Origin of the sequence: Agromyces intestinalis, from assembly GCF_008365295.1 — a bacterium.
Lineage (GTDB): Bacteria > Actinomycetota > Actinomycetes > Actinomycetales > Microbacteriaceae > Agromyces > Agromyces intestinalis.
The window spans coordinates 734,740-756,380 of record NZ_CP043505.1; the positions used below are offsets into that span (position 1 = coordinate 734,740).

At 70.5% G+C, this 21,641-nt stretch carries 18 protein-coding genes; 4 read left to right on the top strand and 14 right to left on the bottom strand.

Annotated elements, in window-relative coordinates; all coding sequences use genetic code 11:
- The first annotated feature begins 38 nt into the window (after nt 1-38).
- Nucleotides 39-1,814 carry an acetyl/propionyl/methylcrotonyl-CoA carboxylase subunit alpha gene (locus tag FLP10_RS03465; protein ID WP_149159604.1) on the top strand — a complete coding sequence of 592 codons (1,776 nt, stop codon included), beginning with the start codon at nt 39-41 and terminating at the stop codon, nt 1,812-1,814.
- A 47-nt stretch (nt 1,815-1,861) separates the two neighbouring features.
- On the opposite strand, the gene FLP10_RS03470 is transcribed toward FLP10_RS03465, so the two are convergent.
- Complete coding sequence (locus tag FLP10_RS03470) at nt 1,862-2,371, bottom strand: nucleoside deaminase (protein ID WP_149159605.1); 510 nt, start codon at nt 2,369-2,371, stop codon at nt 1,862-1,864.
- Between the two features lie 251 nt (nt 2,372-2,622).
- Here FLP10_RS03470 and FLP10_RS03475 point away from each other — a divergent pair, with 251 nt between their 5' ends.
- Nucleotides 2,623-3,525: a type IV toxin-antitoxin system AbiEi family antitoxin domain-containing protein gene (locus FLP10_RS03475; RefSeq protein ID WP_168209093.1), complete on the top strand. Its 903-nt coding sequence runs from the start codon at nt 2,623-2,625 to the stop codon at nt 3,523-3,525.
- 327 nt (nt 3,526-3,852) lie between these two features.
- Here the strand turns inward: FLP10_RS03475 and FLP10_RS03480 are convergent, their stop codons facing one another.
- Both FLP10_RS03480 and FLP10_RS03485 read right to left on the bottom strand, forming a co-directional pair.
- On the bottom strand, nt 3,853-5,361 hold the full coding sequence (locus tag FLP10_RS03480; protein ID WP_149159607.1) for an APC family permease: 1,509 nt from the start codon (nt 5,359-5,361) through the stop codon (nt 3,853-3,855).
- A 250-nt stretch (nt 5,362-5,611) separates the two neighbouring features.
- Nucleotides 5,612-7,042 (bottom strand): NAD(P)H-quinone dehydrogenase, encoded by a 1,431-nt coding sequence (locus FLP10_RS03485; protein ID WP_149159608.1) that lies wholly within the window; start codon nt 7,040-7,042, stop codon nt 5,612-5,614.
- A 187-nt stretch (nt 7,043-7,229) separates the two neighbouring features.
- Here FLP10_RS03485 and FLP10_RS03490 point away from each other — a divergent pair, with 187 nt between their 5' ends.
- On the top strand, nt 7,230-8,057 hold the full coding sequence (locus tag FLP10_RS03490) for a purine-nucleoside phosphorylase (RefSeq protein WP_149159609.1): 828 nt from the start codon (nt 7,230-7,232) through the stop codon (nt 8,055-8,057).
- Between the two features lie 43 nt (nt 8,058-8,100).
- The gene (locus tag FLP10_RS03495; protein ID WP_149159610.1) at nt 8,101-9,822 is read left to right on the top strand and encodes a phospho-sugar mutase; all 1,722 of its coding nucleotides are present in this window, start codon (nt 8,101-8,103) and stop codon (nt 9,820-9,822) included.
- 69 nt (nt 9,823-9,891) lie between these two features.
- Here the strand turns inward: FLP10_RS03495 and FLP10_RS03500 are convergent, their stop codons facing one another.
- The 11 genes from FLP10_RS03500 to FLP10_RS03550 all read right to left on the bottom strand — a co-directional run bounded on the left by FLP10_RS03500 (nt 9,892) and on the right by FLP10_RS03550 (nt 21,565).
- Entirely contained in the window at nt 9,892-10,176 is a 285-nt protein-coding gene (locus FLP10_RS03500) for a PTS sugar transporter subunit IIB (protein WP_149159611.1), read from the bottom strand.
- Nucleotides 10,173-10,655 carry a PTS sugar transporter subunit IIA gene (locus FLP10_RS03505; RefSeq protein WP_149159612.1) on the bottom strand — a complete coding sequence of 161 codons (483 nt, stop codon included), beginning with the start codon at nt 10,653-10,655 and terminating at the stop codon, nt 10,173-10,175. Before FLP10_RS03505 ends, FLP10_RS03500 begins: the two co-directional genes overlap by 4 nt.
- Nucleotides 10,656-10,684: 29 nt before the next feature.
- The gene (locus tag FLP10_RS03510) at nt 10,685-11,803 is read right to left on the bottom strand and encodes an adenosine deaminase (protein ID WP_149159613.1); all 1,119 of its coding nucleotides are present in this window, start codon (nt 11,801-11,803) and stop codon (nt 10,685-10,687) included.
- Between the two features lie 114 nt (nt 11,804-11,917).
- Nucleotides 11,918-13,219, bottom strand: a complete 1,302-nt coding sequence (locus tag FLP10_RS03515; protein WP_149159614.1) for a thymidine phosphorylase — start codon at nt 13,217-13,219, stop codon at nt 11,918-11,920.
- Nucleotides 13,216-13,650 carry a cytidine deaminase gene (locus tag FLP10_RS03520; RefSeq protein ID WP_149159615.1) on the bottom strand — a complete coding sequence of 145 codons (435 nt, stop codon included), beginning with the start codon at nt 13,648-13,650 and terminating at the stop codon, nt 13,216-13,218. Before FLP10_RS03520 ends, FLP10_RS03515 begins: the two co-directional genes overlap by 4 nt.
- A 75-nt stretch (nt 13,651-13,725) precedes the next feature.
- Nucleotides 13,726-15,033, bottom strand: a complete 1,308-nt coding sequence (locus FLP10_RS03525) for an ABC transporter permease (RefSeq protein WP_149159616.1) — start codon at nt 15,031-15,033, stop codon at nt 13,726-13,728.
- Nucleotides 15,030-16,412 carry an ABC transporter permease gene (locus tag FLP10_RS03530; RefSeq protein ID WP_246150161.1) on the bottom strand — a complete coding sequence of 461 codons (1,383 nt, stop codon included), beginning with the start codon at nt 16,410-16,412 and terminating at the stop codon, nt 15,030-15,032. The genes FLP10_RS03525 and FLP10_RS03530 overlap by 4 nt, the downstream gene beginning before the upstream one ends.
- Nucleotides 16,409-17,929, bottom strand: coding sequence for an ABC transporter ATP-binding protein (locus FLP10_RS03535; protein ID WP_149159617.1), 1,521 nt, complete (start codon nt 17,927-17,929; stop codon nt 16,409-16,411). Before FLP10_RS03535 ends, FLP10_RS03530 begins: the two co-directional genes overlap by 4 nt.
- Nucleotides 17,930-18,107: 178 nt before the next feature.
- Nucleotides 18,108-19,205, bottom strand: coding sequence for a BMP family lipoprotein (locus FLP10_RS03540; protein WP_149159618.1), 1,098 nt, complete (start codon nt 19,203-19,205; stop codon nt 18,108-18,110).
- Between the two features lie 151 nt (nt 19,206-19,356).
- Nucleotides 19,357-20,418 (bottom strand): BMP family lipoprotein, encoded by a 1,062-nt coding sequence (locus tag FLP10_RS03545; RefSeq protein ID WP_149159619.1) that lies wholly within the window; start codon nt 20,416-20,418, stop codon nt 19,357-19,359.
- 28 nt (nt 20,419-20,446) lie between these two features.
- On the bottom strand, nt 20,447-21,565 hold the full coding sequence (locus tag FLP10_RS03550; RefSeq protein WP_149159620.1) for a mannose-1-phosphate guanylyltransferase: 1,119 nt from the start codon (nt 21,563-21,565) through the stop codon (nt 20,447-20,449).
- Nucleotides 21,566-21,641: the final 76 nt, after the last annotated feature.

The window sequence follows — 21,641 nt, forward strand, 5'->3', positions numbered from 1 at the left end:
CCCAAAGGCGAACTCGCCCGCCTGAATAGCCTTGAGGTATGCCGCGCATCACCAAGGTCTTGATCGCCAACCGGGGCGAGATCGCCGTCCGCGTCGTCCGGGCCGCGCGCGACGCCGGCATCCGCTCGGTCGCCGTGTACGCCGACCAAGACCGCGACGCCCGCCACGTGAAGCTCGCCGACGAGGCGTACGCACTCGAGGGCTCCACGAGCGCCGAGACCTACCTCGTCATCGACAAGCTGCTCTCGGTCGCGCGCCGCTCCGGCGCCGACGCGGTGCACCCCGGCTACGGGTTCCTCGCCGAGAACGCCGACTTCGCCCGCGCGATCATCGACGCCGGCCTCATCTGGATCGGCCCGTCGCCCGAGGCGATCGAGCGCCTCGGCGACAAGGTCTCGGCCCGGCACGTCGCCGAGAAGGTGGGCGCGCCGCTCGCGCCCGGCACCCTCAACCCCGTCGCGGATGCCTCGGAGGTGCTCGAGTTCGTCGACCAGCACGGCCTCCCTGTGGCCATCAAGGCCGCGTTCGGCGGTGGCGGCCGAGGCCTCAAGGTCGCCCGCACCCGCGACGAGGTCGCCGAACTCTTCGACTCGGCCACCCGCGAGGCCGTGGCCGCGTTCGGTCGCGGCGAGTGCTTCGTCGAGAAGTACCTCGACAAGCCCCGCCACGTCGAGACCCAGTGCCTCGCCGACCGGCACGGCAACGTCGTCGTCGTCTCGACCCGCGACTGCTCGCTGCAGCGCCGGCACCAGAAGCTCGTCGAAGAGGCGCCCGCGCCGTTCCTCACCGACGCGCAGCGCGACGCGCTGTACACGTCGTCGAAGGCCATCCTGCGCGAGGTGGGCTACGTCGGCGCCGGCACCTGCGAGTTCCTCATCGGCCAAGACGGCACGGTCTCGTTCCTCGAGGTGAACACGCGCCTGCAGGTCGAGCACCCCGTCTCCGAAGAGGTCACCGGCCTCGACCTCGTTCGCGAGCAGTTCCGCCTCGCCGAGGGTGGCTCGCTCGACTACCCCGACCCCGTCATCACGGGGCACTCGTTCGAGTTCCGCATCAACGGCGAGGACCCGGGTCGCAACTTCCTGCCCGCCCCGGGCCCGGTGCACGTGCTGCGCTTCCCCGGCGGCCCCGGCGTGCGCGTCGACTCGGGTGTGACGACGGGCGACGAGATCTCGGGCGCGTTCGACTCGCTGCTCGCCAAACTCATCGTCACCGGGTCATCCCGCAAGGACGCGCTCGAGCGCGCCCGCCGCGCCCTGCAGGAGTTCGAGGTCGCCGGCCTGCCCACCGTGCTGCCGTTCCACCGCGACGTGGTGAACCAGCCCGCGTTCGCCCCCGAGGGCGACGAGCCGTTCTCGGTGCACACCCGCTGGATCGAGACCGAGTACGACAACACCATCGAGCCGTGGACGGGCGAGCTCGAGGAGACGAAGGGCCCGCAGGCGCGTGAGAACGTCGTCGTCGAGGTCGCGGGCAAGCGCGTCGAGGTGAGCCTGCCGAAGAAGCTCTCGGGCGGACCGCGCCCCGTGACCCTCGGGCCGGCACCGCGTCGCCGTGCGGCCTCGCACGCGGTCGACACCGCCACCGGCGACGCGGTCACCGCGCCCATGCAGGCGACGGTCGTCAAGGTCGCCGTCGCCGAGGGCGACAAGGTCGTCAAGGGCGACCTCATCCTCGTGCTCGAGGCGATGAAGATGGAGCAGCCGATCACGGCCCACAAAGACGGCGTGGTCGGCGCCATCAACGCCGAGACCGGTCTCACCGTCTCCAGCGGTCACCTGCTGCTCTCGATCGCCGACGCGCCCGCGGCCTGAGCTGGCGCGAGCGTCGCGCGTGTCGCTGCCGCGCCGCGGGTGGCACGTCAGCTGCGGTCGCGGCGAAGCATCCGCAGGTACAGCTCGTGCACCTCGGCCGACAGCTCGGGGTCGGGGCCGGCGACCGGCACCCCCGGGGCCACGACCGTGACCGGCAGCGCGGCGACGGGCCCGGCCGCGAGTCCCTCCTCTCGCCGCCACTGCGAGAACTGGGCGGTGCTCGCCGCGTAGACGATGCGCCCGAGCCCGACCCAGGCATGGGCCGCGCTGCACATCGGGCAGTGCTCGCCCGAGGTGTAGACCACGCTCGCGCGCCGTTCGTCGGGCGTGAGCTCGGCGGCGGCCCACTGCGCGATCGCGAGCTCGGGGTGCGCGGTCGCGTCGCCGCCGCCCTCGCGGTTGCGGTCCTCGAAGCGCACGACGCCCGACGCGTCGACGAGCAGCGAGCCGAACGGCTCGTCGCCCGCCTCAAGTGCTTCGCGGGCCAGCTCGACGCAGCGGCGCAGATGGCCACGATCGTGCTCGCCCAGCGGCAGGCCCTCGTTCGGTCGATCCATCCCCTGAGACTACGGTCTTCATGCTTTTTTCAGGCGTAATGGGTCGGTTCGGGCGCAACTGCAGCGTGTCTTCCTGAATACGGTGCGATTCGGGCGGCGGTTCCTGAAAACGGATGCTGCGGAGCGGTGTCGTGACGGACGGCGGGGCGCCGTGGGTGGTGCATTCCTCCCCAGCGGGCGGTCGGGCGGTCGGAGACCACAGCGTCGGATGTCGCGGCCCGCGCCGCGACGCGGCCGGCGATCATCGGCTCATGGATCGCATCGATCGGATCATGGGCGTTCTCGCCGAGCACGGCGGCATCTGCACCCGCGAGCAGCTGCTGCGGCGGGGCATCCGAGGGCCTGAACTGTCGCGCGCGGTGCGGGCCGGCGCGATCCGCCGAGTTCGGCGGGCGCACTACGCGACGTACGACGCCCCACTCGACGCGATAGCCGCCGTACGCGTCGGCGGCCGGCTCGGATGCGTCAGCGCTGCGCGCTCGTTCGGGATCTGGATTCCCGATCCCGGCTGCACGCACGTGGCGCTGCCGAAGAACGCGGCACGGCTTCGCACCAACCGTGCGCTCGTCCCCTCGGCCGAGCCGATCACGTCCGATCGCCAACTCCTCGAACTCGAGCTGCACTGGTGCGACTCCGCGTTCGGTCGGCGGAAGACCGATGAGTCGGCGTGGCGCGTTTCGCCGCGCGATGCCCTGGCGCAGGTCGCTCGATGCGCGAGTCGGCTCGAGGTCATCGCTGCGTTCGAGTCCGCGGTGCACCAGGGCGTGCTCACGCTCACGGACGCGCGACAACTGCTCGCGACGTCAGCCCCGCGCCGCCTGCGCGGTCTCCAGCTGCACGGCTTCGACGGCTCAGGCGCCGAGACCTACCTCGCCGACGCGATGCGCGCGGTGGGGCTCGCGTTCATCCAGCAGGTTCCGTTCGACGGTGCGGGCTGGGTCGACTTCATCGTCGAGGGGCGGCTGGCCGTCGAGGTCGACGGCTACGCCTATCACCACGACCGCGACGCGTTCGAACGGGATCGTCGGCGCGACGCCGCGCTGCTCGCCCGTGGCATCCCGACGCTCCGCATCCCTGCACGCGAGGTGCTCGCTGATCCTGCCGCTGCGGCCCTTCGCGTGGTCGCCGCCCTGGCCGGCCTCGCCGCCGCCTGAACTCCCGGCTGTCGGAACGCCCGGCGGCCCGAGCGGTCAGCTTGCGGCCCCGGCTCCGTCACGGCGCCGCTCCGCGACATCCGTTTCAGACGACGCCGCTCCGCGGCATCCGTTCAGACGACGCCGCTCCGCGGCATCCGTTCAGACGACGCCGCTCCGCGGCATCCGTTCAGACGACGCCGCTCCGCGGCATCCGTTTTCAGGAGGAAACGCCCGAGTCGCACCGTATTCAGGAAGACACGCCGCAGTTGCGCCCGAACCGACCCATTACGCCTGAGAAAGGCACCCGCGCACCCACGCACCCGCGCACCCGCGCACCCGCGCACCCTAGGGCTGCGAGCCCTGGGCGGTCGGCAGCTCGACCTCGCTGACCTGCTCGCCCGCGAGGCGCGACCGCCGGCGGCCGTAGAGCAGGTAGATCGCCAGGCCGATCACGAGCCACACCCCGAACCGCACCCAGGTGAGGGTCGTGAGGTTCAACATCAGCCAGACGCACAGCACCGCCGAGAGGATCGGCAGGAACGGGGACCACGGCACCCGGAACCCTCGCGGCAGGTCTGGCCGGGTGCGCCGCAGCACGATGATGCCGAGGCTCACGAGCACGAACGCCGAGAGCGTGCCGATGTTGATCATCTCCTCGAGCAGCCCGACATCGGTGAACGCTGCCACGACGGCGACCATCGCGCCCGCGATGATCTGCACGCGCGCCGGCGTCTTCGTGTGCGCCGTCGTCTTCGACAGCCAGCGCGGCAGCAGCCCGTCACGGCTGAGCGCGAACACGATGCGCGCGAGCCCGAGCAGAATGACCATGATCACGGTCGTGAGCCCGGCGAGCGCGCCGAACGAGATGACCGCAGAGGCCCAATCCTGGTCGAGCAGCCGGAACGCGGTCGCGAGCGACGGCGTCTCTTCGGCGGCGAGCTCGCGGTACGAGACCATGCCGGTCATCACGATCGACACGAGCACGTACAGCAAGGTCACGATGCCGAGGCCGAGGAAGATGCCGCGTGGCAGCCGCTTCTGCGGCTCGCGCACCTCTTCGGCGCTGGTCGCGACCACGTCGAAGCCGATGAAGGCGAAGAACACGAGGGATGCCGCGGCCAGCATGCCGAACACCCCGTACTGCGCGGGTGCGGCGCCGGTCATCCAGGAGAACAGCGACTGGGTCCAGGCATCGGATGCTCCGCCGTCGGTCGGCACGGCCTCGGGGATGAACGGGGTGAAGTTCGCGGCCTGCACGAAGAAGAAGCCGACCACGATGACGAAGATGACGATGCCGACCTTGATGAGCGTGAAGACCGCCCCGACGCGGGCGGTGAGCTTCGTGCCGGCCACGAGCAGCGCGGTGAAGATCGCGACGATGAGGAACGCGGGCCAGCTGATCGACACGCCGCCGATCTCGAACGTCGCGGGCAGCGGCACGCCGAACGCGAGCAACGCCTCGCTCAGGTACACGCCCCAGTACTTGGCGAGCACCGCGGCGGCCGTGAACAACTCGAGAATGAGGTCCCACCCGATGATCCAGGCGAGCAGTTCGCCCATGGTGGCGTAGGTGAACGTGTAGGCACTGCCAGCGACCGGCACGGTCGAGGCGAACTCGGCGTAACACATGATCGCGAGCCCGCACGTGATCGCGGCGAGGATGAACGAGACGATCACGCTCGGCCCCGCGAAGTTCGCCGCCGCCTGCGCGCCGACCGAGAAGATGCCCGCGCCGACCGCGACCGCGATGCCCATGAGGGCGAGGTCCCAGGTGCCGAGCGAGCGCTTGAGGCTGCGCTCCTCGTCGGCGGCATCGGCGATGGATGCCTCGACTGACTTCACTCGCAGGTTCATCGATTCCCCCCGGACCGTTCCCCCGGACTGCCCTTCGCCCCGACGCTACTCCGCCCCGCGGGGCGGCGCACGCCCGCGGCGTTCGCCGTTGCATCCAGACGTCTGCGCCGCCGCATCCATACCGTTTTCAGGAGCGGATCACCGAAACGCACCGTTCTCAGGAGGACACGCCGTCGGCGCGCCCGTTCCGACCCATTACGCCTGAGAAACGAAAGGGGGGATGGCGCGCCGCGAAGACGGGCAGCGCAGCTCAGCGAACCACGTGCATGGCCCGCGCCGCATCCGTGAGCGAGCCCGACAGCGACGGATACACCGGGAACGCCTCGGCGAACTGGTCGACGGTGAGCCGGTGTTCGACGGCGAGCGCGAGCGGGAACACCAGTTCGGATGCCTTCGGCGCGACGATGACGCCGCCGATGATCGCGCCCGACCCGCTCGAGGCGAACAGCTTCACGAACCCCTCGCGAATGCCCATCATCTTCGCGCGCGGGTTCGACGAGAGCGGCAGCTTGTAGACGACGCCGGGCACGACGCCGTCTTCGATCTCTTTCTGCGTCCAGCCGATCGTGGCGATCTCGGGCTGGGTGAAGATGTTCGAGGTGATGTTGCGGTTCGCGGGCGGGTTCACGATGTCGCCCATGGCGTGGAACACGGCCGTGCGGCCCTGCATCGAGGCGACCGACGCGAGCGGCAGGAACGTCGTGCAGTCGCCGGCGGCGTAGATGTTCGGGATCGAGGTGCGCGCAACCCGGTTCACCCGGATGTGCCCCGACTCGGCGAGCTGCACGCCGGCCTCCTCGAGCCCGATGTCGCTCGTGTTGGGCACCGAGCCGACCGCCATCAGGCAGTGCGACCCGCGCACCTCGCGGCCGTCGGTGAGGGTCGCGACAACCTCGTCGCCGTCGCGGACGACGGATTCGGCGCGAGACCGGTTGAGCACCTTCATGCCGTTGCGCGTGAAGACCTTCTCGATGACGGATGCCGCGTCCTGGTCTTCACCGGGCAGCACCTGGTCGCGACTCGAGATGAGCGTGACCTTCGCGCCGAGCGCGCGGTACGCGGAGGCGAACTCGGCGCCGGTGACCCCGGAGCCCACGACGATGAGGTGCTCGGGCACCTGCTGCATCTGGTAGAGCTGGGTCCAGGTGAGGATGCGCTCGCCGTCGGGCACGGCGGTGGGCAGGATGCGCGGGGTGGCGCCGACCGAGATCACGAGCGTGTCGGCCTCGATGCGGTCGAAGTCGGTGCCGCCCTTCGCGGTCGACACGATCACGGCGTTCGGTCCGTCGAGCCGGCCCTCGCCCTGCACGAGGTGCACGCCCGCGTCGATGAGGTTGTGCCGCATGTCGTCGGACTGCTGGGCCGCGAGGCCCAGCAGCCGCTTGTTGACGGCGGCGAGGTTGATCGCGACCTTCGGCTTCACCGCCTTCTCGTGGTCGCCTTTCGCGTAGAACTGCACGCCGAGGTCGGCCGCCTCTTTCACGGCGTTCGACGCCTCGGCGGTCGCGATGAGCGACTTCGACGGCACGACGTCGGTGAGCACCGCCGAGCCGCCGACGCCGGCTCGCTCGATGAGGGTGACCTCGGCGCCGAGCTGTGCCGCGGCGAGGGCCGCTTCGTACCCGCCGGGCCCACCCCCGAGGACGGCGATTCTCTGGGTGCGCTCGAACTCGTAGGCCATGACCTCGATTCTCTCATCCGACTCCGCCCCGGGCCGAGCAGCGGGCGGCGCCGGCCGCGAGCCCCGTCGATGCCGGTCGCCGGCACCTTCGCCAGCGAACGAGCACGCACCTCACTCGCTTGCGCACGCTCGCGCGCACGGACGGTGCTGCGGGGCGGCATCCGCTCGGCCTCACTACCATGGTGGGATGCCTCAGCTGAACCCGCTCGACGACCCCGCCGCCGACCCGTTCGAGGTGGCTCGCGACGCCGCGGCGCGCATCGCCGAGCTCACCGGCGTCGAGCACCACGACCTCGCACTGACCCTCGGCTCGGGGTGGGGCCGCGCCGCCGAGCTGATCGGCGAGACGACCCACACCATCCCGGCCACCGAGGTGCCCGGCTTCTCGAAGCCGGCGCTCGAGGGGCACGTCGGCACGCTGCGCTCGGTACTGCTGCCGAACGGCACGCGCGCACTCGTGATCGGCGCCCGCACGCATTACTACGAGGGTCACGGCGTGCGCCGGGTGGTGCACTCGGTGCGCACGGCGGCGGCGACCGGGGCATCCGTGATGATCCTGACCAACGGGGCCGGCGGCATCAAGGAGCACTGGAAGCCCGGCACCCCGGTGCTGATCAGCGACCACATCAACCTCACCGCCGACTCGCCGCTCGAGGGCGCGACCTTCATCGATCTCACCGACCTGTACTCGTCGCGGCTGCGCGCGATCGCCCACGGCCTCGCGCCCGACCTCGACGAGGGCGTGTACGTGCAGTTCCGCGGGCCGCACTACGAGACCCCGGCCGAGGTGCAGATGGCCAAGACGATCGGCGGCCACATCGTGGGCATGTCGACCGCGCTCGAGGCGATCGCCGCCCGCCAGGCCGGCATGGAGGTGCTCGGCTTCTCACTGATCACCAACCTCGCGGCGGGCATCCAGACCACGCCGCTCAGCCACCAGGAGGTCATCGAGGCCGGCCGCGCCGCCGAGCCGGTGATCTCGCGGCTGCTCGCCGACGTCGTGGCCGCGATCTGAGCGGCTGCGGCCCGAGCGCACGAGCTTGAGAAAGGACCAGCGGATGACCCGGCTCGACGACGACCTCCTCGCCCGCGCCGACGCGTGGCTCGCGCAGGATCCCGACCCCGAGACCCGCACCGAGCTGCAGGCGCTGCTCGACGCGGCCCGCAGCGACGACGAGTCGGCCTCGGCGCCGGCCGCAGCCGACCTGGCCGACCGGTTCGCCGGCCGGCTCGCGTTCGGCACGGCCGGGCTGCGCGGTGAGATCGCCGCAGGCCCGAACCGCATGAACCGGGTGCTCGTGGCACAGGCCGCTGCGGGCCTGGCCGCCTACCTCCTCGAGCGCGCGGCGCCCGGCACGACCCCGTCGGTCGTCATCGGCTACGACGGCCGCAAGAACTCCGACGTGTTCGCGCGAGACTCGGCCGAGCTGATGGCCGGCGCGGGCGTGCGGGCAGTGCTGCTGCCGCGCCTGCTGCCGACGCCCGTGCTCGCCTTCGCGGTGCGTCACCTCGACGCGAGCGCCGGCGTCATGGTGACCGCGTCGCACAACCCGCCGAACGACAACGGCTACAAGGTCTATCTCGGGGGCGGCGACCACGGCTCGCAGATCGTGTCGCCCGCCGACGCCGAGATCGCCGCGCACATCCTGCGGGTCGCCGAGACCGCGTTCGTGCCAGACCTGCCGCGCGGCGAGTTCGAGACCGCGCCCGAGACGGTCATCGACGCCTACGTCGCCGCCACGGCCGAGGCGGCCGATGCCTCGCCGCCCGCCGACGCGCAACCCCGGGTCGTCTATACGGCCATGCACGGCGTGGGCTGGCCGACGATGTCGCGCGTGCTCGAGACCGCCGGGTTCGTCGCGCCGGTGCTCGTCGACGCGCAGATCGCGCCCGACCCGGCGTTCCCCACGGTCGCGTTCCCGAACCCCGAAGAGCCCGGCGCGATGGACCTCTCGTTCGCGCGCGCGCGCGAGGTCGGCGCCGACCTGATCATCGCGAACGATCCCGACGCCGATCGGCTCGCGATCGCGATCCCCGACGCGTCGGCGCCCGACGGCTTCCGCCGGCTCACCGGCAACGAGGTCGGCCTCACCCTCGGGTGGCAGGCCGCCGAACGCGCAACCGCGGCCGCGCGCGGCGAGGGCGGCGCCGAGGGCACACTGGCCTGTTCGATCGTCTCCTCCCCCGGCCTCGAGACGATCGCCCGCGCGTACGATCTCGAGTTCCGCGGCACGCTGACCGGGTTCAAGTGGATCTCGCGGGCTCCTGGCCTGCTGTTCGGCTACGAGGAGGCGCTCGGCTATCTCGTGAACCCCGGCACTCTGCGCGACAAAGACGGCATCTCCGCCGGGCTCGCGTTCCTCTCGCTCGCGGCCCGGCTGAAGGCCGAGGGGCGAACGGTCGCCGATCACCTCGATGCGTTCGTCGAACGGTTCGGATGCTTCGCCTCGGGCCAGATCTCGATCCGCGTCACCGATCTCGCGAAGATCACCGAGGTCATGGCGCGGCTGCGCGCGCATCCGCCGGCCGAGATCGGCGGCATCCGGGTCGAGCGCATCGAAGACCTCGCCGACGGCTTCGGCGACCTGCCGCCGGCCGATGTCCTGCGCGTCGTGCTCGACGGCGGCGCCCGCGTGATGGTGCGCCCGAGCGGCACCGAGCCGAAGCTGAAGGTGTACCTCGACACCTTCAGCGACACCGGCTCGGTCGCCGAACGCCGAGCCGCCGCACAGGCGGCGCTCACCGCGCTCGATGCGGGTATGCGCGCCCTCGTCGCCTGAGGCCGACGCCGGCGCGTCCGGGCGCGCGCTGCGCGCGCCGGCGCGCGTCCAGCACCGGGATGGGTTCGGCTACCCCAGCGACTTCTCGAGGGCCCGCGAGATCTCGGCGACGTCGAAGTAGTTCGTGACCTCGACGACCTCGGCCCAGCTTCGTCCGACCGCCTCCCGCACCGCGGCCGCGAGCTCGGTCGAGGTGAGGATGATCTGCGCGTCGCCCGCGGCCGCCTTGACGCCCGACAGGTCGCTCGCGGTGACATCGGCGCTCAGCCCCAGCCGTTCAAGCGCGCGCTCGGCATTCACCTTCAGGATGGCCGAGGTGCCGATGCCGGCACCGCACACGGCGACGATCCTCATGAGACCGCCTCCGAGGCATCCGTGCCGGCGCCCGTCGCGACCGCGCCCAGCGCCGCACGAACCTCGTCGGGGGTCGTCGCCGCCGCGAGCCGGCCGACCGCGGCCGGGTCGTTGAACACGTTGGCGAGGCTCGCCACACCGGCGACGTGCTCGTCGACGCTCGCGACGGCGAGGCCGATCACCACCCGCACCGGGTCGTTGTGGGGGTGCCCGAACGCCACGGGCGTCGCGAGGGTGGCCACAGACAGGCCCGCGTGGCGGACGTCAGGACCGGGACGAGCGTGCGCGAGCGCGAGCCCGGGCGCGATCACGACGTAGGCGCCGAACTCCTCGATCACCGCGATCATGCGGTCGGTGTAGTCAGCCCTCGCCGCCCCCGAGCGCACGAGCCCGCGGCCGGCCGCGCGCACCGCGGCACGCCAGTCGGCCGCGTCTGCGCGGACGACGACGGCCTCATCGGGCAGCGGTGGGAGGGGCATCGGGATTCCGTTCGGGGGTGCGGGCGCGCTCAGGCTTCGGAGAAGCCGTCTTCGATCTGCTCGACGAGTTCGTCGCGGTCGTCGATCGGCAGGAACGCGGCGGCCGCCGCGTTGAGCTGGAACACCTCGAGGTCGTCGAGGCTGTAGCCGAAGACCTCGCTGAGCAGCGCCAGTTCGCGGGTGAGCGAGGTGCTCGACTGCAACCGGTTGTCGGTGTTGACCGTGACTCGGAACCCCAGCTGGTACAGCAGGTCGAATGGGTGGTCGATGAGCTCGTCGCCCCACGCCGAGATCGCACCGGTCTGCAGGTTCGACGACGGGCTGAGCTCGAGGGCGATCTCGCGGTCGCGCACCCACTGGGCGATGGGGCCGAGCGTGACGTAGGTGTTCTCGTCGTCCTGTCGGTCGATGATGAGATCTTCGGCGAGTCGCACACCGTGCCCGAGGCGCAGCGCGCGCCCGTCGATGAGGGCGCTGCGGATGGACTCCAGCCCGGCGGCCTCGCCCGCGTGCACGGTCACCGGGAAGAACTGGGTCGCCAGGTAGTCGAACGCGGTGCGGTGCCGGCTCGGCAGGAAGCCGTCTTCGGCGCCCGCGATGTCGAAGCCGACCACACCGCGGTCGCGGTGGCGTACGGCGAGCTCGGCGATCTCGAGACCGCGGTCGGCGTGGCGCATCGCGGTGATGAGCTGGCCGGTGCGGATGCGACGGCCCTGCGCGCGCACGTCGTCGGCGCCCTCGTCGAGACCCGCCTGCACCGCGTCGACGACCTCGTCGAGGCTGAGCCCGCCGGCGAGATGCTGCTCGGGAGCCCAGCGCACCTCGCCGTAGATCACGCCGTCGGCAGCCAGGTCTTGCACGAACTCGCGCGCGACCCGGCTGAGGCCCTCGCGCGTCTGCATGACCGCCGTGGTCAGGTCGAACGTCTTCAGGTACTCGACGAGCGAGCCCGAGTCGGACTGCTCGGCGAACCACGCCGCGAGCGACTCGGCGTCGTCGGCCGGAACGTCGAGGCCGATCTCGTCGGCGAGCTCGAGCACGGTCTGGGGCCGCAGACCTCCGTCGAGGTGGTCATGCAGCGACACCTTCGGCAGCGTGCCGAGATCGATGCCGTCGCCTTCGAGCCGGAACTCCGTCGGATTCTCCACGACTCAACGATACCGGCGGCTCTCGCGCAACGTCTGGGTGAATTCGAAGCCGGATGCCTCGGTCGGGTCGCATTCCGTTCGCCGACGTGTGCTACGCGAGCGTGCGGAGCGAGGTCAGCGCCCGATGCGCTCGGCGACGAGCGGCCCGCCGTCCTCGACGGGGTCGCCGGCGTCGCCGATCGCCCACGCGCCCTCGACGGCCTCGAGTGCACGCGCGAAGCGCGCCGGGTCGTCGGCGTGCAGCGTGAACAACGGTTCGCCGGCACGCACGGCGTCGCCGGGCTTGGCGTGCAGGTCGATGCCCGCGGCGTGGTGCACGGGATCCTCTTTGCGGGCACGGCCCGCGCCGAGCCGCCACGCGGCGATGCCGAACGGCAATGCCTCCTGGCGCACGAGCACGCCGTCGCGGTCGGCCGTCACGACGTGCTGCTCGCGCGCGACGGGAAGCGCAGCGTCAGGGTCGCCTCCTTGCGCCCGGATCGTGGCCCGCCAGGAGTCCATCGCGCGCCCGTCGTCGAGCGCGGCCTCGACATCGGCGTCGGGTTGCCCGGCGAGCGCGAGCATCTCGCGCGCGAGTGCGAGGGTCAGCTCGCGCACATCGGCGGGGCCGCCGCCGGCCAGCACCTCGACCGATTCGCGCACCTCGTTCGCGTTGCCGATGGTGAGCCCGAGCGGCACGTTCATGTTCGTGAGCAGCGCGCTCGTGGCCACGCCGGCGTCTTCGCCGAGCTCGACCATGGTGCGGGCGAGCTCGCGCGAGCGCTCGATGTCTTGGAGGAACGCGCCCGACCCGAACTTCACGTCGAGCACGAGTGCGCCCGTGCCCTCGGCGATCTTCTTCGACATGATCGACGAGGCGATGAGCGGAATCGCCTCGACGGTTCCGGTGATGTCGCGCAGCGCGTACAGCTTCTTGTCGGCGGGTGCCAGCCCGGCACCGGCGGCGCAGATCACGCCGCCGTGGTCGCGCAACTGGGCGAACATCTCGTCGTTCGTAAGGTCGGCGCGCCACCCCGGGATGGACTCGAGCTTGTCGAGCGTGCCGCCCGTGTGCCCGAGGCCGCGGCCCGACAGCTGCGGCACCGCCACGCCGAACGACGCGACGAGCGGCATCAGCGGCAGCGTGATCTTGTCGCCGACCCCGCCCGTCGAATGCTTGTCGACGGTGGGCTTGCCGAGTGCCGAGAAGTCCATGCGCTCGCCCGAAGCGATCATCGCCATCGTGAGGTCGCGGATCTCGCGCCTTCCCATGCCGTTCAGGAAGATCGCCATCGTCATCGCCGACATCTGCTCGTCGGCGACGTAGCCGCGCGTGTACGCGTCGACCAGCCAGTCGATCTGCGTCGTCGACAGCTCGCCACCGTCGCGCTTGGTGCGGATCAGGTCGACGGCGTCGAATGCCTCGACCGCGCTCATGCGCCGGCCTCGCTCGACGTGGCGCTGCGGAACTCGGCGAGCTGGCGCGGACCGAACGCGTCGGGCAGCACCTCGTCGATGGTCTTGAAACCCGACACGGTGTCGAGCACCATGCCCTCGGCCGAGTGCTCGTAGAGCAGTTGCCGACAGCGCCCGCACGGCATCAGCGTGTTGCCGTGCCCGTCGACGCAGGTGAACGCGACGAGCTTGCCGCCGCCCGACATCGCGAGCGCCGACACCAGCGAGCATTCGGCGCAGAGCGTGACACCGTAGGACGCGTTCTCGACGTTGCATCCGCTCACCACCCGGCCGTCGTCGACGATCGCGGCCGCCCCGACGGGGAACTCGGAATAGGGCACGTACGCCTTGGCCATCGCCTCGCGGGCGATCTCGCGCAAATGCTCCCAATCGATCGATGCGGTGTCGTTCATGGTTCCTCCCGTTCGACGGGGCCCGCTCACGATGAGGGGTCGAGATGATCGGATGCCTCGGGCCTCACCCGGCGGTCAGGCCTTGACGTACGGCTTGCCGGCCGCAGCGGGGCCGCGCACCTTGCCGACGAAGCCGGCCACCGCGAGGATCGTCACGACGTAGGGCAGCATCAGCATGAACTCGCTCGGCACGGGCGAACCGATGACGCTGAGCGTGTTCTGCAGGTTCGACGCGAACCCGAACAGCAGTGCCGCGAGCGTCGCTTTGATCGGGTCCCATTGGCCGAAGATGACCGCCGCGAGGGCGATGAAGCCCGCACCCGCCGTCATCTCTTTGTTGAACGCGCCGACGGCCCCGAGCGTGAAGAAGGCGCCGCCGAGGCCGGCGATCGCGCCGGCGAGCGAGACGTTCCAGAACCGGGTCGAGTTGACCCGGATGCCGACGGTGTCGGCGGCCTGCGGGTGCTCGCCGACGGCGCGCAGGCGAAGGCCCCATCGGGTGTGGAACAGGCCGATGTACACGAGCGCGACCACGATGTACATGATGTAGACGATGATCGTCTGCCGGAAGAGCATCGGCCCGAGCAGGGGGATGTCGCTGAGCACTGGAATGGCGATGCGCTCGAGCCGCGGGGGCGCGTTGAGCACGGCCTGGTTGGGCGCGAGCACCTGCGTGTAGAGGAAGCTCGTCAGGCCGAGCACGAGCACGTTGAGGACGACGCCGACGATGACCTGGTCGACGAGGTACTTGATCGAGAACGCCGCGAGCACGAACGACACCAGCACGCCGGCGACCGCGGCCGCGATGAGGCCGAGCGTCTGGCCGAGCATCGCCTGCCCGACGGCCGACGCGACGACCGCCGAGGTGAAGGCGCCGGCGAGCAGCTGCCCTTCGATGGCGATGTTGATGACGCCCACCCGCTCGCCGATGACCCCGCACAGGGCACCGAAGATGAGCGGCACCGAGAGGCTGAGTGCGCCCTGGAGCAGGCCGGGGACCGGGATGATCGGGGTGTTCGATCCCGCGGCCGCCCAGGTGAGGAATCCGATCAGGAAGACCACCGCGAACACGACCGTCAACCAGAGCGGAACCTTGCGGCGCGACCGCACGAGCACGGCAGACCCCACGGTGATCGCCGCCATGACGAGCGCCGTGATGAGCGCCGTGATGGCCGAGTCGAGCACCAGGGGCGGCAGCTGGAAGGCATCGCCTGACGGCGAGAGCCGGAACGTCGCCTCGCCGCCGTGGGGCGCGAAGACGAACAGCGCGATCGCGAGCAGCGTGACGACGGCGAAGGCGATCGGCGCCTTCCAGCTCACGACGACGGTCGTTTCGAGCGTGGGAGCCGGCGCGGCGGCGTTGTGCTGCGGAGCGAGGGTCATTTCGCCTCCACCTCCTTCGTGACGATCGGGCGGGGTCTGCGCGGAGCGGACCCCGGCGCGGGGAGGCGGAAGATCGACCGCACCAGCGGCGGCGCCGCGATGAACAGCACGATGAGCGACTGCACGACGAGCACGATGTCGATCGGAACGCCCTCGGCGGCCTGCATCGAGAACCCGCCGGCCTTGAACGCGCCGAACAGGATGCCGGCCGCGAGAATGCCCCACGGCGTCGAGCGGCCGAGCAGCGCGACCGTGATCGCGTCGAAGCCGATGCCCGCGTCGATGCCCGACGAGAAGCCGGTGGTCACGGTGCCGAGCACCTGGCTCACGCCCGCGAGCCCCACGAGCGCACCCGAGATGAGCATCGCGTAGAGGTACATCGACTTCACGTTGATGCCGGCCACGCGGGCCGCGTTCGGGTTCTCGCCGACGGCTCGGAACTGGAAGCCGAGGCTCGACCGGTCGAGGATCCACCACACCAGCACGACAGCCGCGATCGCCAGCACGAACCCGAAGTGCAGGTTGTACTGCGGGCCGAGGAGATCGGGGAAGACGGCCGTGTCCTTCATCGGCGGCGTCTTCGGGTTGTTCGACCCTGGGGCCTGCAGCAGGCCGGGCGTGCGCAGCATCCAGGTGATCAGGTAGAGGGCGACGTAGTTGAGCATGATCGTGACGATCACCTCGTGCGCGCCGGTGCGAGCCTTCAGCAGGCCCGCGATGCCCGCCCACAGCGCGCCGGCGATGAGGCCCGCGACGAGCGCCACGATCATGTGGATGCCCCACGGCAGGTCGAACGAGAACGCGACCCAGCCGGCCGCGGCCGACGCCATGAGCATCTGGCCGCGGCCACCGATGTTGAACATGCCGACCCGGAACGCCAGCCCGACGCCGAGTCCGGCGGCGATGAGCGGCGTCGCGAAGGTGAGCGTCTCGGTGAGCGGCCGGATGCCCGAGGCGAACTCGGGGCGCCGGAAGTTGTAGATCGACCCCTGGAAGAAGGCCGCGTATGCACCGGAGACCGAATCCCAGATCGCCACGAACGTGTCACCGGGGCGGGCGAAGAAGTACCCCGCGGCGCTCTGCACCCGCTCGTCGGTGAACGCGATCATGATCGCGCCGACGATGAGGGCGAGCACGACCGCGAGCACCGAGATGATCGCGTTGCCGGTGGCGATCTCACGCAGGATCTGGTTCCACCGGCTCGGCGGCTCGACCTCGGCGTCGACGTCGTCGGTGCGACGCGGCTGCTGCGAGTCGGCGGTGAGTTGGTCGCCCGCCTCGAGCGAGACGTCGGCTCGGCCGGCGGCGCGGGATGCCGCGACCGCCGGGTCGTCGGAGGCCGATGTCGGCTGGCGGCGCGGTTCGGTGGGGTCGCTCACGCGGCGGCTCCTTCGGTGTTCGGCGACTCGCCGGCCATCATGAGGCCGAGCACGTCGCGCGGGGTGTCGCCGGGCACGATGCCGACGACCCGGCCGCGGTACATGACCATGATGCGGTCGGCGAGGGCGGTGACCTCGTCGAGTTCGGTCGACACGACGACGACGGGCACGCCTGCGTCGCGAGTCTCGATGATGCGCTTGTGGATGAACTCGATCGACCCGACGTCGACGCCGCGCGTGGGCTGCGCGGCGACGAGCAGGCGCAGGTCGCGGCTGAGCTCGCGCGCGAGCACGACCTTCTGCTGGTTGCCGCCCGAGAGGCGGCCGACCTTCGTCTCGATCGACGGCGTGCGGACGTCGAACTCTTCGACCCGGTCCTGGGCGAATTCGGCGAGGTACCCCAGCTGCAGGTTTCCGGCCTTCACGAACGGCGGGCCGTCGGCCCGGTCGAGCATGAGGTTCTCGGCGATCGTGAACTCGCCGACGAGGCCGTCTTCGTTGCGGTCTTCGGGCACGAACCCGACGCCGGCGTTCAGGATACGGCGCACGCTCGCCCGGGTCAGCTCGTCGCCGTCGAGCAGGATGCGGCCCTCGACGCGAGGCTGCAACCCGACGAGCGCCTCGGTGAGCTCGGTCTGACCGTTGCCCTGCACCCCCGCGACGCAGAGCACCTCGCCCCGGCGCACCTCGAAGCTCACCTCGTTGACGACGAGCTGGCCGATCGGGTCGATGACCGTGAGGCCCTCGACGACGAGCGCCTTCTCGCCGAGCCTCGGCGCCTCCTTGTGCACCGTGAGCTCGACGGCACGGCCCACCATGAGCGAGGCGAGCTCGGCGTTGCTCGCGGTCGGCGCCGCCTCGCCCACGACCTTGCCGAGGCGCACGACGGTGATGCGATCGGCCACCTCGCGCACCTCGCGCAGCTTGTGCGTGATGAACACGATGGCGGTGCCGTTCTGCTTGAGCTGGCGCATGATCTGCATGAGCTCATCGGTCTCTTGGGGCGTGAGCACCGCGGTGGGCTCGTCGAACACGAGCACCTTCGCGTCGCGCGACAACGCCTTGATGATCTCGACTCGCTGCTGCACGCCCACGGGGAGGTCGTCGACCAGCGCGTCTGGGTCGACGTCGAATCCGAAGCGGTCGGAGATCTCGCGCACCTTGCGGCGCGCGTCGGCCACGTCGAGCAGCCCGCCCGCCTTGGTCGACTCGTGGCCGAGCATGACGTTCTCGGCGACGGTGAACACCGGGATGAGCATGAAGTGCTGGTGCACCATACCGATGCCCGCCTTCATGGCGTCGCCCGGACCGGCGAAATGCTGCACCTCGTCGTCGAGGAGGATCTCGCCTTCGTCGGCCTGGTAGAGGCCGTAGAGCACGTTCATGAGCGTCGACTTGCCGGCACCGTTCTCACCGAGCAGGGCGTGGATCTCTCCGGGCTCGACAGTGAGGTCGATGTGGTCGTTGGCGACCAGAGAACCGAACTTCTTCGTGATGCCTCGGAGTTCGAGCTTCATGTTCCTGATCCTACTGAGGGGTGCGCGGATGCAGCAGGTCGCGCGCGAAAGTCGGCGGTGAACGCAGGGGTCTGCTCAGATGTTGCCGTTCGCACTCTTCTGCTGAGAATTCGTCAATCTTGCGGAGGGAACGCGAAGGGGAGGCCGGCAGCTGCCGACCTCCCCTCGCTTGCCCGGGTTACTGGGCCAGGTAGGACTCGACCTCGATGTCGCCCGAGACGATCTGGGCCTTCAGGTCGTCGAGCTTCGACGCGAGCTCGGCCGGAACCTTCTCCTCCCAGTCGTGGAACGGCGCGATGCCGACGCCCTCGTTCTCGAGCGTGCCGACGAACGGAGTCGGGTCGAAGTTGCCGTTGCCGGCCTCGACGATCGCCTCGTGCACACCGACGTCGATGCCCTTGAGGATCGAGGTGAGCAGCAGCGGACCGACCGAGGGGTCGGTCACGTACACGTCGGCGTCGACGCCGATGAGGGCGATCTCACGACCCGAGTCGGTGATCGCAGCAGCGGCCGACTGGTAGATCGGGCCACCGACGGGCAGCAGCACGTCGACGTTCTGGTCGATGAGGCCCTGCGCGATCTGGCGAGCGCCGTCGTTGGCCTCGAAGCCGCCGGTGAACGAGCCGTCACCGGCCGCGCGGTCCCAGCCGAGGACCTTCACCGCGGTGCCGTTCTCGCTGTTGTAGAAGTCGACGCCCTGGGCGAAGCCGTCCATGAAGATCGAGACGGTCGGGATGTTCATGCCGCCGAAGGTGCCGACGACGCCGGTCTGGCTGACGCCCGCCGAGAGGTACCCGGCGAGGAACGCCGCCTGCGCGGTGTCGAAGATGATCGGCTCGATGTTCTCGGCGTCGGTCGTGCCGTCGAAGTCCTGGTCGACGGTGTCGTCGATCGAGACGTACGCGATGTCGGGGTTCGCGAGGGCCGACTCGAGCGCCGCGGGGGCGAGGAGGAAGCCGACGGTGACGATGGTGTTGCAACCCTGGTCGACGAGGCTCGACAGGTTCGACGCGTAGTCGGTCTCAGCGGCGGACTCGACCGCCTTGTACTCGACGCCCAGCTCGTCGGCAGCGGCCTGCAGGCCCTCGAAGCCGAGCTGGTTGAAGGACTTGTCCTCGAAGCCGCCGGCGTCGGAGACCATGCAGGGCAGGAAGTCGAGTACCTCGCCGGACCCCTCGGTCGACTCCTCGGGAGCCGCGGCACAGCCGGCGAGCAACGCGGCCGCGCCCACCAGCGCGAGACCGCTGACCGCGGCCCTCTTCGTCGTGAACGTCACAGTGTCCTCCAAAGACAGAAACCCCGAAGGGTGGGGGGGGGTTGAGAATGCTGCTCACGTTACCTTGGATGGCGACCGGGACCCGGGCCGCGTCCACCTGCGCGGGCAATGGTTACGAAGTCGCGACCTTCTGCTCATATGAGCAATGCGATCACGGCCTGCTGGGTGATTCGACGACCAGCTCGCCCCCGATGATCTGCTGGCGGAGCGCCTCGATCTCGGCGTCGAGCTCGGGCGTGACGAGCGAGGCGAGGTCGTGATACGGCGCGATCTCGACGCCCCCGTTCTCGAGCGTGCCGACATACGATTCGCTGGTGAACTCGCCGTCGAGCACGTCGCCGACGATCTCGACCATCGCCTGCTGAGTGTTCTTCAGCACACTCGTGAGCAGCACCGGCCGGAACTCGGCCGGCATCGTCTCATAACCGTCGCTGTCGACCCAGATCACCGACACCCCGCCGCGCTCGACGGCGGCCGCTGCGGCGCCCTCGCCGACCTGGCCCGCCACCGGCAGGATGACGTCGGCGCCCTGGTCGATGAAGCCCTCGGTGAGCACCTTGCCCTTGTTGATGTCCTCGAAGTCTCCGGTGAATGCGCCGTCCTGCGCGGCCTTGTTCCAGCCGAGCGCGATGACCTGCGTGCCGTGCGCGGCGTTGAAGGCGGCGACCCCGTCGACGAAGCCGTCCATGAAGAGCGTGACCGGCGGCTGGTTGCCTCCGCCGAAGGTCGCCACCACGCCGGTCTTCGACACGCCGGCGGCGAGGTAGCCCGCGAGGAACGAGGCCTGCGCGGTGTCGAAGACGACGGGCTTCACATTCTCGGCCTCGACGGTCTCGTCGACGATCGCGAACGCGAGGTCGGGGTTCTTCCCGGCCTGGTCGGCGGTCGCCTCGGCGAGCTCCCAGCCCACTGTGACGATGAGCTCGCAGCCCGAGTCGACGGCCTGCTGCACATTCGGCGCGAGGTCGGTCTCACCGGTCGACACGAGCGCCTCAGCCGAGATGCCGTACTCGGACTCGGCCGCCTTCAGGCCCTCCCACGACGACTGGTTGAACGAGCGGTCCTCGAGTCCGCCCGAGTTGGTCACCATGCGAGCGCACACGTCGGTCGCGGCATCCGTCTGCGTCGGCGGCGCAGCCTGGCAGCCGGCGAGCACGACGGCGGATGCCCCGGCGAGCGCCAGGGCTGCGATGAGGTGCGGGGTGCGTGGCATCCGGATGCTCCTTCGTTCCGTGTGCTCGTCAGAGCACGTCGCTGGAGCCGCCGAGACGCAGTGCATCGACGACCGCCTTCACGCGCTGGGCGTGCTCGCTCGTGGTGACCAGCAGGGCGTCGGGCGTGTCGACGACGACGATGTCCTTCACGCCGATGAGGCTGATGACGCGCTTCGCGCGGCTCACCACGATGCCGCTCGAGGCATCCGACAGGACACGCGCATTCTCGCCGAGGATGGCGAGCTCGCCCGACCTGCCCGCCGTGTTCAGCTTCGCGAGCGACGCGAAGTCGCCCACGTCGTCCCATTGGAAGTGGCCGCGCACGACGGCGAGCCGGCCGGCCGCGGCCGCGGGCTCGGCGATCGAGTAGTCGATCGCGATCTTCTCGAGCTTCGGCCAGATGCGGTCGACGGCAGGGCCCCGAGTCGCGGCATCGTCCCACGCGGCGGCGAGCTCGACGAGCCCGGCGTGCAGGTCGGGCTTGGTGCGGGCGAGCTCGTCGAGCAGCACGTCGGCGCGGGCGATGAACATGCCGGCGTTCCACAGGTGCTTGCCGTCGGCCAGGTAGCGGCGGGCGGTCGCCAGGTCGGGCTTCTCGACGAAGCTGTGGACGGCCTCGACGTGTTCGCCGCCCGGCACGTCGAGCGCGTCGCCGCACTCGATGTACCCGAAGCCGACGGCCGGCTCGGTGGGGGTGATGCCGATGGTGACGATGTAGCCCGCCTCGGCCGCGGCGACCGCCTGCTCGACGGCGCTGCGGAACAGCGCCTCGCCCGAGATGACGTGGTCGGCCGCGAACGAGCCGATGATCACGTTCGGCTCACGGCGGTGGAGGATCGCGGCGGCGAGCCCGATCGCGGCGGTCGAGTCGCGGGGTTCGCTCTCGAGCACGATGTTCTCATCGGCGAGCGCAGGCAGCTGCGCCTCGACGGCCGCGCGGTGAGCGCGCCCGGTGACGACCATGATGCGCTGCTCGCCCGCGAGCGGGGCCAGTCGGTCCCACGTGTCCTTCAGCAGGGTCTGGCCCGAGCCGGTGAGGTCGTGCAGGAACTTCGGTGCGTCGGCGCGCGAGAGGGGCCACAGGCGTGATCCCACGCCGCCGGCGGGGATGATGCTGTAGAAGCGGTCGAGCGGTGCGTCGTGCATCCGCCCAGCGTAGCCGGGAGGGGTGCGATCCGGCGGGGTGGGATCTCGGCGGTAGGGGTGCCGCGACCGCACGAGG

Excerpts from the sequence above, each read along its gene's own strand:
- FLP10_RS03465 (WP_149159604.1), top strand. The coding sequence starts at position 39 with ATGCCGCGCATCACCAAGGTCTTGATCGCCAACCGGGGCGAGATCGCC.
- FLP10_RS03470 (WP_149159605.1), bottom strand. The coding sequence starts at position 2,371 with ATGGATCGACCGAACGAGGGCCTGCCGCTGGGCGAGCACGATCGTGGC.
- FLP10_RS03475 (WP_168209093.1), top strand. The coding sequence starts at position 2,623 with ATGGATCGCATCGATCGGATCATGGGCGTTCTCGCCGAGCACGGCGGC.
- FLP10_RS03480 (WP_149159607.1), bottom strand. The coding sequence starts at position 5,361 with ATGAACCTGCGAGTGAAGTCAGTCGAGGCATCCATCGCCGATGCCGCC.
- FLP10_RS03485 (WP_149159608.1), bottom strand. The coding sequence starts at position 7,042 with ATGGCCTACGAGTTCGAGCGCACCCAGAGAATCGCCGTCCTCGGGGGT.
- FLP10_RS03490 (WP_149159609.1), top strand. The coding sequence starts at position 7,230 with ATGCCTCAGCTGAACCCGCTCGACGACCCCGCCGCCGACCCGTTCGAG.
- FLP10_RS03495 (WP_149159610.1), top strand. The coding sequence starts at position 8,101 with ATGACCCGGCTCGACGACGACCTCCTCGCCCGCGCCGACGCGTGGCTC.
- FLP10_RS03500 (WP_149159611.1), bottom strand. The coding sequence starts at position 10,176 with ATGAGGATCGTCGCCGTGTGCGGTGCCGGCATCGGCACCTCGGCCATC.
- FLP10_RS03505 (WP_149159612.1), bottom strand. The coding sequence starts at position 10,655 with ATGCCCCTCCCACCGCTGCCCGATGAGGCCGTCGTCGTCCGCGCAGAC.
- FLP10_RS03515 (WP_149159614.1), bottom strand. The coding sequence starts at position 13,219 with ATGAGCGCGGTCGAGGCATTCGACGCCGTCGACCTGATCCGCACCAAG.
- FLP10_RS03520 (WP_149159615.1), bottom strand. The coding sequence starts at position 13,650 with ATGAACGACACCGCATCGATCGATTGGGAGCATTTGCGCGAGATCGCC.
- FLP10_RS03525 (WP_149159616.1), bottom strand. The coding sequence starts at position 15,033 with ATGACCCTCGCTCCGCAGCACAACGCCGCCGCGCCGGCTCCCACGCTC.
- FLP10_RS03535 (WP_149159617.1), bottom strand. The coding sequence starts at position 17,929 with ATGAAGCTCGAACTCCGAGGCATCACGAAGAAGTTCGGTTCTCTGGTC.
- FLP10_RS03545 (WP_149159619.1), bottom strand. The coding sequence starts at position 20,418 with ATGCCACGCACCCCGCACCTCATCGCAGCCCTGGCGCTCGCCGGGGCA.
- FLP10_RS03550 (WP_149159620.1), bottom strand. The coding sequence starts at position 21,565 with ATGCACGACGCACCGCTCGACCGCTTCTACAGCATCATCCCCGCCGGC.